The sequence below is a fragment of the Sporosarcina sp. FSL K6-2383 genome, from assembly GCF_038618305.1.
GTDB lineage: Bacteria > Bacillota > Bacilli > Bacillales_A > Planococcaceae > Sporosarcina.
In genome coordinates, this window is the sequence record NZ_CP152017.1 from 1,139,718 (window position 1) to 1,154,029 (window position 14,312).

The 14,312-nt window shown below is 42.2% G+C and carries 9 protein-coding genes; 7 read left to right on the forward strand and 2 right to left on the reverse strand.

The genetic code is table 11. The features are described 5' to 3' along the window. The first annotated feature begins 29 nt into the window (after positions 1-29). The 5 genes from MKZ10_RS05765 to MKZ10_RS05785 all read left to right on the forward strand — a co-directional run bounded on the left by MKZ10_RS05765 (position 30) and on the right by MKZ10_RS05785 (position 7,094). Entirely contained in the window at positions 30-518 is a 489-nt protein-coding gene (locus tag MKZ10_RS05765; protein WP_342508707.1) for a MerR family DNA-binding transcriptional regulator, read from the forward strand. Between the two features lie 4 nt (positions 519-522). Continuing rightward, entirely contained in the window at positions 523-2,040 is a 1,518-nt protein-coding gene (locus tag MKZ10_RS05770) for an AMP-binding protein (protein WP_342508709.1), read from the forward strand. Further along, positions 2,018-3,688 (forward strand): acyl-CoA dehydrogenase family protein, encoded by a 1,671-nt coding sequence (locus MKZ10_RS05775; RefSeq protein WP_342508711.1) that lies wholly within the window; start codon positions 2,018-2,020, stop codon positions 3,686-3,688. Before MKZ10_RS05770 ends, MKZ10_RS05775 begins: the two co-directional genes overlap by 23 nt. 377 nt (positions 3,689-4,065) lie before the next feature. After that, positions 4,066-5,754, forward strand: a complete 1,689-nt coding sequence (locus MKZ10_RS05780) for a methyl-accepting chemotaxis protein (protein WP_342508713.1) — start codon at positions 4,066-4,068, stop codon at positions 5,752-5,754. Positions 5,755-5,984: 230 nt separating this feature from the next. Beyond that, positions 5,985-7,094, forward strand: coding sequence for a CapA family protein (locus MKZ10_RS05785; RefSeq protein ID WP_342508715.1), 1,110 nt, complete (start codon positions 5,985-5,987; stop codon positions 7,092-7,094). 57 nt (positions 7,095-7,151) lie between these two features. Here MKZ10_RS05785 and MKZ10_RS05790 read toward each other — a convergent pair whose 3' ends face one another. Continuing rightward, positions 7,152-9,350 (reverse strand): 5'-nucleotidase C-terminal domain-containing protein, encoded by a 2,199-nt coding sequence (locus tag MKZ10_RS05790; protein ID WP_342508717.1) that lies wholly within the window; start codon positions 9,348-9,350, stop codon positions 7,152-7,154. Between the two features lie 180 nt (positions 9,351-9,530). Next, positions 9,531-11,195: an N-acetylmuramoyl-L-alanine amidase gene (locus tag MKZ10_RS05795; protein WP_342508719.1), complete on the reverse strand. Its 1,665-nt coding sequence runs from the start codon at positions 11,193-11,195 to the stop codon at positions 9,531-9,533. Positions 11,196-11,406: 211 nt separating this feature from the next. On the opposite strand from MKZ10_RS05795, the gene MKZ10_RS05800 reads away from it, so the two are divergent. Both MKZ10_RS05800 and MKZ10_RS05805 read left to right on the forward strand, forming a co-directional pair. Next, a complete protein-coding gene (locus MKZ10_RS05800; protein WP_342508721.1) occupies positions 11,407-12,513 on the forward strand; it encodes a glycosyltransferase in 1,107 nt (368 codons plus the stop codon). Continuing rightward, positions 12,506-13,789, forward strand: coding sequence for a lipid II flippase MurJ (locus MKZ10_RS05805; protein WP_342508723.1), 1,284 nt, complete (start codon positions 12,506-12,508; stop codon positions 13,787-13,789). The genes MKZ10_RS05800 and MKZ10_RS05805 overlap by 8 nt, the downstream gene beginning before the upstream one ends. Positions 13,790-14,312 lie beyond the last annotated feature (523 nt).

The following is a 14,312-nucleotide window of genomic DNA, read 5'->3' on the forward strand; positions in this document are numbered from 1 at the left end:
AATCCCACGTGCAACCCGCGCTGGCCAGCATGCAAAGCTCTACAATAGAATATAATTTTTCGCTTGACCTTGACGTTAACGTCAATGCTAAACTAATGATAATGTTGAATATTCAAATATATCTAAAGGGGGAGGCAACCATCAAGGATATTACTGAAGTTGCGAAGATATATGGGGTATCGACGCGTACCATTCGTTATTATGAAGAGCTTGGGTTGCTGCAACCTGATCGAACAGAAGGCAACAAACGGATTTATTCGAAAGCGGAAAGCGTGAAATTGCAGCTTATCTTTCGAGGCAAGCGCTACGGATTTACATTGGATGAAATAAAGGAAATGATTTTGCTTTTTGATAAAGATCGTACGGGACGCAAACAATTGGAGCGTACCATTGAATTTGGCCATGAAAAAATTGATCAGGTGGAAGCGAAGATTCAAGAGCTGACAGACATGAAAGCGGAAATGGAGCAGCTTCTTGCTGGTTTCACGAACAAGCTAAACGACCTAAAGGGGGAATAGGGAGATGAACAGTTCACAATTGGTGGCGCGTAATGCAAGGAAGTATCCGCAAACAGAAGCGGTTATTGGAATGGGGAAGCGATATTCGTATCAGCAGCTAGACGGATTAGTGAATCAGTTCGCACACGGGCTGAGGAACCATGAAATAGGTGAAGGGGACAGGGTTGTTCTATATATGCCGAATGTCCCGGAATTCGCGATTGCTTATTTTGCAATTCAGCGTTTAGGAGCCATTGTTGTGCCCATTAATGCACGGATGACTCTTTCTGAAGTGGAGTATGTATTGGGGGATTCTGGTGCCAAGGCTTTTGTTGCTCATGACTTATTGTTTGCGGCTATTAAAGAGATGAACAGCAATCTGCTACTAATCAAAACAGGGGAAGGACAAACTGGCTGGATTAGTTTTGAATCTGTATTCGAAGAAAACAGTACGCCAATTGACTGTAATTTACCGGAATCTGCGGAATCGACTATTTTGTATACGTCTGGAACAACGGGGAAACCGAAAGGTGTGTTATTTAGTTATAAAAATATCCTGACGGTTGCGCAAATGATTTGTGTCGAAATGGAAATAAAGCCGGAAAGCCGTTTACTTATCATGATGCCACTTAGTCATTCTGCTCCACTCCATCTGTTATTTATGGCAGGTCTTATTGTAGGCGCGACGAGCGTGTTGACGCCGACATTTACGCCAGATTTGTTGATTGATACGGTGGAGCAGGAAAAAACGACGCATTTCTTTGGTGCACCTGTCGCTTACTTATTGACAGCGAAGCATCCAAAAATGGCAACGGCCGATTTGTCTTCGATGCAATGGTGGATTTACGGGGGAGCTCCATTATCGAAGCCAGAGGTGGAATATGTGCAACAAGCCTTTAAAACAGATAATCTTGTTTGCGTTTATGGACTGACAGAGGCGGGGCCAAACGGAACTTTATTAACCGGAAGTGAACATGCGACGAAGGCGGGAAGTATTGGGAAACGGGCAGCTTTGCATGCGGAAATCATGGTGGCGAATGCGGTTGGTGAAACTGTCCAGCTTGGTGAAGTCGGGGAAATTCTATTGTGCGGGGAGGGCAATATGATTGGGTACTATAAAAATGAAGAGGCGACGGCAGAGACGTTCACCGGAAACTGGTTGAAAACGGGCGATTTAGCGAGGGTCGATGAGGACGGCTACATCTGGATTGTTGATCGCAAGAAGGATTTAATTATTTCTGGTGGGGTTAATATTTATCCAAAGGAAGTGGAGGACGCTCTGGTCACACATCCATTAATCAATGAAGTAGCGGTTATTGGTGTGCCACATCCAGAGTGGGGCGAGACAGTGAAGGCCTATTTTGCGGCAAGTGAGGAGCTTGACCTGGAGGATGTGAAACAATTTGCTGAGGAGAAACTAGCACATTATAAAGTCCCGCGCCTGTATGAGCAAGTCGATGCTTTGCCACGGAATGCTTCTGGAAAAATACTCAAGCAACCGCTGAGAAAGAGGGATAATTATGGTGCTACAACAACAGATTGATAGCGAACTCGCAAAGAACTTTTACGAAGGTGATAGAACGCTTCAAAAAATCTTGAAGGAGACCTTATCACCAGAATTTTACGCCTACGCACAGAAAAAATTGACGGATTTCGGTTCTTTAGCTGCCAATGAAATTGATGAACGTGCCCGACATACAGACCGTGAAGGGCAACCCCGTTTAGAAAAGTATGATAAATATGGTGATGAAGCGTCGCATGTCTGGGTCAATGAAGGCTATAAAAAAACGGTGGAGGAAACATACCGCACAGGGATTGTTGGCTATGTTCATAAAGATATACCAGAGTTAGGTCATAAGGGGAACTATCTATACAGTTTTGCCCAAGGCTATTTGCTGTCACAGGCAGAGCCAGGACTCCATTGTCCGGTAACGTTGACACAAGCAACAGCCTATTTGCTTGACCACTATGCCAGTGATGAAGTGAAAAAGAAGTTCCTGCCGCATGTTTGTGCAACGGGAGATGTGGAATTATTTGAAGGCGCGACTTTCTTAACAGAAAGGCAAGGGGGATCTGATGTTGGGGCTAATGTTGTAAAAGCAGTGGCAGCTGGTGATAATTATCGCTTATATGGCGAAAAATATTTTGCGTCCAATGCCGGTATAGCGGGCGTTGCGATGGTTCTTGCACGGATGGAAGGGGCCCCGGAAGGTTCGCGTGGTTTGAGTTTATTTGCAGTGCCTTGGCGACAAGAGGATGGTTCGTTAAATGGCATCCAAATTCGTAGATTGAAAGATAAGCTTGGCGTCAAAGCGGTACCATCTGGAGAAGTAGAATTCGATGGTGCGCTGGCCTATGTTGTAGGTGAGCCGTCACAAGGCTTCTATTACATGATGGAAGCGTTGAACTTATCGCGTATTTGCAACGCCATTGCATCCCTTGGCATCATGCGCCGTGCGTTCAACGAGGCGTCCATGTATGCAGATAGACGCAATGCGTTCGGTAAAAAGTTAACGGACTTTCCGATGATTCGAGAAAGCCTCGCAACAATGAAAGCAAAGCTGGAAATCGAGCTAGCCACCACATTTGATTTGATTCAGCTATACGATAAAGTGACTGCTGGCAAAGCTTCGGACGAGGAAATTGTTTTGAGTCGTTTAAAAATTGCACTTCTGAAAAAAGAAACGGCGGAGCAAGCCATTCACTTTTCCCATGAAGCGATTGAGATGCACGGCGGCAATGGTTACATCGAGGACTTTGTTACGCCAAGGCTGCTGCGCGATGCACAAGTGCTAACGGTATGGGAAGGAACTGCCAATATTCTAGGGCTAGAACTCATTCGACTGGTCAATAAATTCAGTGCACACACCTTATTTATGGATGAAATGACGGCGAGGCTCCATGCTGTTCCTGATCATGCATGGCGCAAGCGAGTAGTTGGCATAGCTGGGAAAATGTCGCTAGATCTTGCGACATTTGCAAGACTAGATCCAGACCATCAAACAGTTGAAGCAAAGGCATTAATGCATGAAATGGCATTGCTCTATGAAGCAGTAATTGCACTGGAATGGGCAGAGCGCTACGGTGATCAATATGAAAAATTGATGATGATTTTCATTGAAACGAATTGGCCGGAGCGTGCGGTCGGTGACGAGAAGAGTAGTGTGAAGTATTTTGCAGCTATAATGTGACTAGTAAATCCCTTACCACTAATTGTAGTGTGTAGGGGATTTATTAGTTGTAGATTAAGCTTGAATAAAAGAATCTGTAATTGAATTTACCACAGAGTATAGCCGTATGGATGCTAATCAGAGCCCATATGGCTTTTTTGTCTCGGAAGCAAGCGGCAATATCTCGCTTGTCTGTAAAAAGACCATAAGTTTGCGCATCTAATCCTTCTTTGTATGTAAAAGGGAGTGTATTCATTATAAGTAGAGGGTTCTTATTATTCTGAAAAAATGGAAGTGAGTAGAATATTATCAATCTTCCATGTTAGAATGAAAGTAATGCTATTGTCCTTGAATAGAAAGTCCGCTTTTATAGGTTAAAAGATTGTAGGGGGGAAATCATGAAGTTCACTGTAGCAAAAAAATTATGGTTTGGTTTTGGAGCAGTATTAGTTTTGCTGGTAATTGTTGGTGTAATGAGTTTGTGGGCAACGATTACCCTTGATGAGGAGTATACATTTTTACTAGATGATCGTGTCAAAAAAGTGGAGTTAATTGATGAATTCATTTTAAGGCACAATGAAGTGCAAAGTAATGTACGCGGTTATATGTTATTTAAGGATGCTTCCTATTTAGAGGCACAGACAGCAAACGCTACTCGGTCTGATGAACTAATGGAAGAACTATCCAAAGTATTGCAAGTAAAGGAACACCAGGTCTTATTAGAAGAAATGGGAATAGCTAGAGTAAAGTTTGCAAATTTACAAAATGATATTATAGAAAGTGTCCAAGATGATAAAGAACGTAAGGCGACAGAGCTTGGACGAGCGACGGCAACAGTAGGCGCTGTCATACTCGAAAATGCAGAAATCATCAAACAGGACCAATTTAAAGAGCGAAATGATGCACGTGATGAATTGGAAGGTTATATGTTTGGCATAATTGTTTTCGTTATCAGTATGGTTGCCTTTGCAGTAATTGTAGGTCTTGTCATTTCGATGCTGATCGCTCGTAGTATTTCGCGACCTGTTCGTATTGTGACAGATGGATTGAACGAGATTGCTGACGGTAATCTGACAATGGATTTACTTTCAGTTAAAAACAAAGATGAGATTGGTGATATGGCAGCAGCGTTTAACAAAATGGGAACGGATGTTGCAAATATGGTGCGTAAAATCAACTTTTCGGCTACTCAATTAGCGGCCCAATCTGAAGAATTATCAGCAAGTTCAGAAGAGAGCTTGGCTTCATCAGAAATGGTGGCGAAGACGGCTGAAAATCAGTTATTGGGTAGCGAACAGCAGCAAAGAATTATTGGACAATCGACCTCATCAATGGAAGAGCTGTCTTTAGGCGTTGCTGAGATTGCAAACAATAATGAAGAGATGCTACAGGCAACAGAAACGATGTCGCAGCTTGTTACGACAGGTTCAGGTATGGTCGGGAAAATGTCGGAGCAGATGTCCACAATTCACACGACAATCCAAGAATCTTCCGGGATTATGGAAGAAATGGCGCGTCATTCAGATGAAATACAAACAATTACATCTCTTATTACAGATATTTCGGATCAGACGAATTTACTTGCATTAAATGCAGCGATAGAAGCGGCACGTGCAGGTGAGTACGGTAAAGGATTCGCAGTTGTTGCAGAAGAAGTACGAAGACTGGCCGAGCAATCGAAAAATTCGGCTTCTGAAATCGAAGCGATGGTTGGTATGATCCAAAACGCATCAAAACGTGCAGTGACATCTATATCTGCAGGCAGTGAGCGTGTGGATGATGGCATAGCAGCTACTGAACAATCGCGTGAAGTATTTGAGAAAATTCAATATGCGGTTGGCGATGTAACGACGAAAGTCGAAACGGTATCTGCCGCCATTGAAGAAATTCAAGCGATGGCTGATGAAGTAAGTCGTGGTGCTAATGAGATCCAACAGTTGAGTGGCGAAGCGGCTGCTTCTGCAGGTGATACAAGTGCAGCTACGGAAGAACAGCTTGCGGTAACTGAGGAAATTTCCGCAAGCGCTCAAGCATTAGCAAGACTAGCCGAGGAACTTCAAACGGAAATGAAACATTTTAGAGTGTAAAGCGCAGTAACGAACAACGCATCCTATGATGCCGTTGTTCGTTTTTTGTTGTTGGTTCGACTTTCGTTGTCCGGTTCGCTGAATTGGTTGCCCAGTTTTCCATTTCCGTTGTCCAGTTCCCGTATTCATAAAAAAAGAAACGCAAAGGAAATTTCCCCCAACCCGGCTATTGGTCTATAATGAATGATGTACAAAATGGATTTGAATTTAGTATGACTGGAGATAGTTTATTGAATAAAAAGATCGTGAACTTATTAATGATTGTATTCATTATTAGTGGCTGGGGATTTATTGCTTATGGAGTAAATAGTTTGCTTGATAAGCAGCCTACCGTGCTGAAGGCACCGGCTGATTTTTTGAAACGGGGCAATTCAACAACACTGCATTTCGAGCCACATTCTAAGACGATTACTATCGGAATGATTGGTGATATCCTTCTGCATCATCCACTTTTCACGTATGATAATTATGATTTTGCGTTTGCTGGCGTGAAAGACAAACTAATTGGTATCGATTTTTTGTTAGCCAATCAAGAATCGATGCCAGGTGGCAAGGAACTTGGGTTATCCGGGTATCCGAGCTTTAACAGTCCCAAGCATATCATTCGGGATTTGAAAGTGAATGGCGTAGATATGATATCGATTGCGAATAACCACACAATTGACCGAAAAGAAGCAGGGCTGCGAAAAGCGATAGGGCATATCAAGGAATATAACATGCCCTATGTAGGTGCCTACACATCGATTGAAGATAAGTCAGCCAATCGAATTTTAGAAGTCGACGGTATTCAAATTGGAGTTCTGAGCTATACGTATGGGACAAATGGGAACCCTGTTCCACACGGTAAAGAATATTTAGTGTCTCTAATCGACCGTGAACGAATGCAACAGGAAATCAGTCATTTGTCGGGACTTGTGGATGTGGTCGTAGTCTCTATGCATTGGGGGAACGAATATCAGCTGACACCGTCACAGGGGCAAGAAGAGCTTGCACAGTTCGTTTCGGATGCAGGGGCGGATATTATTTTTGGCCATCATCCACACGTATTGCAGAAATATGATGAGGTTGGGAAGACGAAAGTATTTTATTCGCTAGGTAATTTTTACTCTGCTCAGCAGTTTGATTCTACAAATATTGGGGGAATTGCGAGAGTTACTGTTAGGAGAACTGAGGTTGCTGGCAAGTATTATACGGAAGTGCTTGATCCAGTATTTTATCCGACGGCGGTGAAGAGAGATGACAAAAAGAGGTTTGTTGTTGTGCCGTTAAGAAATGCGGGTACTTCTGCTATGTATGATGAAGGATGGATAGGCAAGCATTTAGGTGTACCATCTTGGTGAAAAAGTAAAAGCGTTCCCCTCCAAATGAAGGAGTATGGGAACGCTTTTTGCTAGTACTTATTCAGCTTTCTTCACCTGTTTAATGTTGTAGATGAAGTTTGAAACAATTTTTGCGGCTTGTTCACGTGACGTGGAACGAGTAGGCATAAATTTGCCATCTGAACCTGATGCAATGCCAAGTTCGTGAAGCATAGAAATGGCATTGACTGCTTCGGCATCATAGTTACCGAAATCACTGTACGGTGCAGCCGTAGATGCTTTATATGCTTCGCCTGTATATGCTGTAAAAGCACGTTCGAGCATTAACGCGAATTGTGCACGTGTGACATTTTCGCTAGGATTGAACTTGCCGTCAACGCCTTTCACAAGACCGTTTTCATAGGCTGCCGCAATCTCAGCTTGTGTATCCGCGGCATAATCGCTGATATCACTGAATGGTGCAGTTCCATCTGCTTTTAAATCAAGGGAACGAACAATCCAAGAAGCAGCTTGTGCACGTGTCATTTCTTTTTGTGGAGCAAATGTTGCGTCCGTTCCATTGACAACACCACGGTAATAAAGATCTGAAACGTATTTATACGATTTACTGTTATAAGCTAAATCGGTATAAGGAACTTTTGCTAGAATACGTCCTTCAATACCTGTATTGAGCGTCCCTACCGATTTTAAATGATCTGCAAGGTTTTCCCAATCGGAGAAGCCAGGCTCGCTCACACGACCTTCCTCATAGGCTTTACCAAGTGCTTCAAAGCCATCGCCGCCTCTTGCCGTAAAGACATTTGTAGCTGCTTTATACATTTTATTGGCTTCGATTTCTTGACCGTCAATATTTAATGAAATGATGCGTTTTCCGGCTTCAGCCTCACCGTCAAAAATAACTTGCATACCTGAAACATGAAGGAAGCCACCAGATTCTTTTGGATATTCTTTAACCGCATGTTCGAAAGTTTCTTTCAGTTCAGAACCACTTAGTTCAATGATTGCAAGTGGGTTACCAAATGGTAGAACCGTCAGAACCTGACCATATGTAATCGGTCCTTGTTGAATAGATGTACGAATGCCCCCACCGTTTTGGAAAGCAATCACAGTTTCTGGGTCAATTTCTTTTGATTTTTTCAGCATACCGTCTGTGATAAGATTTCCTAGATTGGATTCACCAGCACGAACACCGCCAATGAGCGCCTTGCTGTCCTCGCTCATATCACGAAGACCGCTTAGGAAAACATCAGCAGTTGCACCAATTTGTTTTTCGGTTGTTGCATCTACTTTAGCGGTAAAAGGCTTAAGTAGTTCAGCCGCCGCGGCGTCTGTTGCTGCATTTTCACCACCAACTGCGTGTAGAACGCCACTATAGTCCTTAATAACACCTTTTTCATCGAATGTAACATCTAGTTGTCCGAGGAATTTGTTATACTCATTGGCTTGGACAATGACAACCGGTTCAGTATCTTTGTTTAAAACAACTGGTTCATCCAGTTTGACATGTGTATGACCGCCAACGATAATATCGATGCCGGGTACGTTTTTGGCTAATAGTAAATCATTATCGATCTTATCAGAGTCATCATAGCCAATATGTGTAAGGGCGATAATTTTGTTGACACCCGCTTTTTCAAATGCAGCAACAGCGGCTTTTGCTTCCACGATATAATTTGTAAATACTATTTTTTCAGGGCTGGCAATGGCGACTGTTTCTTCTGTCGTGAGTCCGAAAATACCAACCTTTTCTCCATTGATTTCTTTAATAATACCATTGTAGATATTTCCATCTTTTGCATCGGCTTCAATTGTTCTAGATTGTAAGCCATCGAAAAGACCATCTGCTGTGAAATCGACGTTTGAACTAACGAATGGGAACTTTGCGCCCTTGATGAAATCAGCTAATGCTTTATGGCCCTCTGAAGATAAACCAAGGTCAAATTCGTGGTTGCCAAATGTCATAGCATCATAGCCAAGATAGTTCATAACCGCAAGGTCCGCTTTTCCTAAAAACTCATTGAAATAGAGAGTACCTGAAAAGACGTCGCCGGCATCAAGAAGAACATTATACGGATGGTCTTCTTTCAGTTTCTTGACGAGTGCAGCACGTTCAGCCGTTGTTTTAAGATTGGCGTGCGTATCATTCGTGTGAAGAACAGTTAAAGAAAAATCTCCTGTAGCAGCGACTGGTGTTTCGGCAGCAAGAACCGGTGTGATGGCAACTGTACTTAATAAAAGCATAGCAGTTGCAGTCCCTTTAAAGTATTTACTAGACATAGAGCACCTTCCTTTTCCCTTAGTTGTTACTATTTTATCACCAAAATAATATATTGAATAATGACAAAATAGTATTCTTATTAAGTGTATCATTTAGGCTACTATTGAACAAATTAATTTTAGGTAAATTTTATGAATAAAAAACCTGAGAGAATAGATCATCCTCTCAGGTTTTTTCGGTTAAGGCGCTGAATAATATTGTACGAGACCTTGATAAATGGACTCGGCGTAGATTTCCAAAAAGCTATCACTTGTTAGCTTTTTAAAGTCATCTGTATTTGATAGAAAAGCAAGCTCGATGAGTACGGAAGCAACGTTATTATTTCGAATGACGTAAAAACGCTCATCCTTCACGCCTCGATCAGTCATGCTGGCGTTTTTCACTAGATTTTTTTGAATCAAAGTTGCTAACGCCTTACTTTCAGCAGAATTAGGATTAGAAGATGAATCAAAAAACGTTTCAGTCCCTTTAGCTGAAGCAGATGTAGCAGAATTCACATGAATAGAGACAAATGTTTCGGCATAATTTTTCTTTGCAAACTCCGTACGCTGCTCCAATGATAAATAGGTATCATCAGAACGTGTCATGATGACATTTGCACCTGCATTATTCAGCTTAGCTTCTACAAGCAGAGCGACTTTTAGGGTAATGCTTTTCTCTGTTACTTTATTATTGGTAGCACCTGGATCATGATCGCCGTGACCAGCATCTAATATAATAATTCGATCTTGAAGGGGCTTGTTAGTTGTGTTCAGTAATTTTAAATAGCTTTTATGGACATAACCTATATTTGAATTTATATAGATTTCGGCCCAGTAACCATCCAATGATAGTATCTCGACTGTTTGTCCAAGTGTTAATGAGTCGATGATGGGAGAGTCTGTGCTGGCAGATTCCCGGATATTAAGGCTATTAACGGTTACTTTTCCCGTCAAATTGCTTGTACTAGTCGGTGGTGCAATCACAGGGGGTACTTCCGTGCCAACCTCAATCGTGTAGCTTCTGTTAATATAGCCTACCCCATGATTGAAAAGAATGTGTAGCCAATCCCCAGTTTGACCGACTACTTCAACGATATCTCCACTGCCTAACTTGTGAATAACAGAGCCATCAACTGATGGCAAAGTGCGAACGTTAAGTACGTCTTCGCCTTCAGTAGTTACTTTAGCAAAATAGGTCCTAGCTGTTACTTCAGGAAGTTTGACTGCTAAAGTAAACTTTTCATCCATCGCACGTGCTAGAAAAAGTGTGAACTGTGAGCGTGTTAGAAAGCTATTCGGCAGGAACTTTCCGGCGTCCCCTCTTGTAACGCCAGCATAGTACAGCCCATTGATGCGTTCGGCATAGCCATAGTCTTTTGAGATATCGGTCATCATCATAGGACGCTCGCCTGTAATTTTTTCTGAAAGATTGAAGGCAACCGCAAGTGCATTGCCCATTTCACCACGTTTTAAGTTTTCGTTAGGTTTAAAGTAGCCATTTGTATCTGCCTTGAAATAACCAAGGGCGACAGCACGGCTTGCATAATCATACTGCTCGGTTCCAACTTTAAGATCTTTGAATTCGATAGACGGAGTAGGGATGTCCTGCTTTTCGGCAGCAATGATAAGCATTTTAGCTGCTTGTGCACGAGTTAGATTATTGCCAGGTTTAAAGGTCGCTCCATCTTTCTCCTGGTAACCTTTAATAATACCAAGACCCGCTATGTAATTGACTTGCTCGTAATATTCCTTAGTAGGTGTGACATCCTTGAATTGAATTTGTTGTGCAGATGAACGTCCCGGGACTATGGAAACGAGAGCGAAGATCATCAGTACAACGGCAGCCCATTTAATTGTTCTCATTGTGTCCTCCCTTGTTATACTAGAGTCGTAGATTCAGTTTACCAGTGATGGGGCCGTAAAGCTATAATGATAAATAACTAATCCACTATTTTTTTATTATTGAATTCACAGTCAAGAGGTTGAACGTTACATGATATGTTATAATCATTGAATGAAATTAAAGGCGTAGCGAATGAGCTATTATATAGATAGGGATAGGATGAGAATTAACATGAAAAAAATAGTTGTGTTTAGCAATATGTATCCGTCATCACAGCATCCGACATTTGGATTATTTGTCAAAAATCAAGTGGAGCTTCTTCAATGGGCAGGTCTTGATGTGGATGTAGTTGCGATTCAGGATCCGGGTAAAGGGAAAGTAAGAGCCTTACAAAAATATATGATATGGTTTAGTCGTTCTGTTGTTTATTTAATGAAAAACCAAAAAAAATTATCACTTACGCATGCACATTATGCATTTCCGACAGGGATTCTGTCATTGATGGGGAAAAGGATGTTTGGCATTCCTTATGTTGTAACGGTTCATGGTGGCGATATTGATCAAATGGCTGCAAGGAGTCAACGAATTGCTCGTATGACGAAGAGGATTTTGCAACAGGCGGAGGCTGTCATTGTTGTGGGGGACAAGCTTCGGAAAGACGTAACAAGCCGTTTCGGTGTTGCAAATGCAAACGTGCATGTCATGAGCATGGGTGTTGATACGTCTGTCTTTAACTATGTGCAGAAAGAGGAGGCCCGCAACCAGATTGGCCTGTCGCAAGATGAAAAAATACTGCTATTCGTAGGGAATATTACCCGAGCAAAAGGGTTGCTTGAACTTGTTGAAGCGTTCGATTCGTTGAAATTGTCGTTACCTGATAGCTCGTTGTATATCGTTGGTTCGCAGAAAGATAGTCATTTTTTCGAAGAGTTGCGGTCGTTTATCCGCGATAAGGATGTGGAAGATATCCACTTTAAAGAGCCATTAGGACAAGCTGCGTTATCTCTTTGGATGTCGGCTGCCGATGCACTGATTTTGCCTTCACACCATGAGGGCTTTGGATTGGTCGCACTTGAGGCCATGTCTGCTGGCACGAAGGTTGTTGGTACAGATGTTGGTGGGCTGTCTTATTTATTGAAGGATGGTGCTGGGGTTTTAGTCGAAGCGAAAAATCCGGACTCGTTGGCGCAAGGTATGTGGAGTGTGCTAGATGAAGAGGTGATTGATGAAGCCGTTGTGCGCGCAAGAATTGCGGAACACTCCTTTGAAGCTATTTTAGAGAAGTTATTATCGATTTATCGTTCAGCTGAGAAAGGTCAGGTTGATCGTAATGAGTAAAATGATGAAAATTATCGGGGCTGTCGCTGTGATTAATATCGTGGCGCGGATGTTTGGTTTTTTACGAGAAGTTGTCATTGGGAACCAGTATGGCACAACGACGACGGCGGATGCCATTGCGACAGCGTATGCAATACCGAATTTCATTTACCTCGTGGTAGGTGGGGGATTGACGACGGCGTTTATATCGGTCTATCATTCGACGAGAACGGATAAGTCCTTGTATGTACGCAAATCGTTTACGACTGTTCTTGTGGCGGCTGTGTCGATAACGGCTTTCTTAATGATCTTTACAGATCCAGTGTTAAAGCTGTTTTTCAACAATCGAAGTGCCGAGGATTTCGCATTGATACGTAATCTTTATCTTTGGATGATGCCTTCTTCTATCATTCTTGTGTTATCGACATGGATGAGTGGGGCGCTAAATATCAATGGTAAATACAATTTGTCGAGTATGGCAGTACTGCTCTACAATGCGGCATTTGTCGGAATTGCTGTGCTGCTGACGAAGCCGTTTGGAGCGGAATCCTACGGAATTGGTGCTATGATAGCTGCCATTTTAATGGGAGGATTCTTGTATGTTGGTTTTCGGAGATCAAAACTATATTCGTTAAAACCATCTTTTGGCATGTCTGATGATGTTAAACGGTTATGGGTCATCGCGTTGCCGATTTTGTTTGGTGGAGCCTCATTACAATTCTATATCCTTATCCATCGAATTGTAGCGGCTCAATTTGATGCAGGTGTGATTTCAGCGGTTAACTACGCATCGAAATCGACAGGCCTTCCACAGGCAATTCTGATGACTGCGGTGACAACGGTTATTTACCCTCTTTTGAGTAAAAAAGAAGGAGAGGGCGATATGGAGACCATCCGCAAGCTTTATAAAAAAGGGATGCTCTATTTAGTTACACTACTTGCACCAGCAACGGCTGTCGCGTACTTTTTTGCGGAACCGCTTATCAGTTTCGTTTTCGAACGAGGGGAATTTACGAGAGAATCGACCTTGTTGATGACACCGATATTCCAAGTATTTGCGCTGTCGATGTTCTTCTTGGCTGCGAATACGTTTATTACTCGATTTTATTATGCAAAAGCTAATTCAATTGTGCCGGTCATATTCAGTGTGATTAGTGTCTTGGGGATTAATATAGCAGTTATCTATTTAATGAAGGATGCGTTTGGTGCTTCATCGATTGCATATGGTACGTTTATTAGTGCGGCGATAAACTTTGTGATGCTTGTAATTTATGCACGAGTGAAGTGGAAGCTGTAAGTCGTTTATTAAGTCGAGCGGTTTCGGTGATAGTGAAAGAACAAGTTACTATGTGGTTTGAACATTTCCATGCATATTCTGGGATCAGTTGGAAAGGCATTATTACGACTACGGAAAATCGGGAAATTTTGGTAGGTATAGGAATCGGGTGCTGGGCATTTGACGATTTGACAGATGATTTGGAAAGGCGACTGAGTCATTACTATATAATCGAGAAGCCCTCGATATTGACGCGCGTATTTTGACCACTACATTGAAAAAAGCTTCTTTTTTGGAAGAATAACAACAAGGAGGACTATCCGTTATGGATAAGTCCTCCTTGTTAGGTATTTAGGGATAGTGAACGTTGTCTACTTTGCTGAAAATGTTGTTTAGTTTCCGAAAAACGTTGTCTAGTTTGTTGATTATGTTGCTTACTTGATCAAACGTTGTTAACTTTCCCGAAAGCGTTGTCTAGTTTCCGAAAAACGTTGTCTAGTTTGTTGATTATATTGTTTACTGGATCGAACGTTGTCAACTTTGC

Bases quoted from the DNA above. Each gene is read 5' to 3' on its own strand.
- MKZ10_RS05765 (WP_342508707.1), top strand. From the start codon at position 30: ATGCAAAGCTCTACAATAGAATATAATTTTTCGCTTGACCTTGACGTT.
- MKZ10_RS05770 (WP_342508709.1), top strand. From the start codon at position 523: ATGAACAGTTCACAATTGGTGGCGCGTAATGCAAGGAAGTATCCGCAA.
- MKZ10_RS05775 (WP_342508711.1), top strand. From the start codon at position 2,018: ATGGTGCTACAACAACAGATTGATAGCGAACTCGCAAAGAACTTTTAC.
- MKZ10_RS05780 (WP_342508713.1), top strand. From the start codon at position 4,066: ATGAAGTTCACTGTAGCAAAAAAATTATGGTTTGGTTTTGGAGCAGTA.
- MKZ10_RS05790 (WP_342508717.1), bottom strand. From the start codon at position 9,350: ATGTCTAGTAAATACTTTAAAGGGACTGCAACTGCTATGCTTTTATTA.
- MKZ10_RS05795 (WP_342508719.1), bottom strand. From the start codon at position 11,195: ATGAGAACAATTAAATGGGCTGCCGTTGTACTGATGATCTTCGCTCTC.
- MKZ10_RS05800 (WP_342508721.1), top strand. From the start codon at position 11,407: ATGAAAAAAATAGTTGTGTTTAGCAATATGTATCCGTCATCACAGCAT.
- MKZ10_RS05805 (WP_342508723.1), top strand. From the start codon at position 12,506: ATGAGTAAAATGATGAAAATTATCGGGGCTGTCGCTGTGATTAATATC.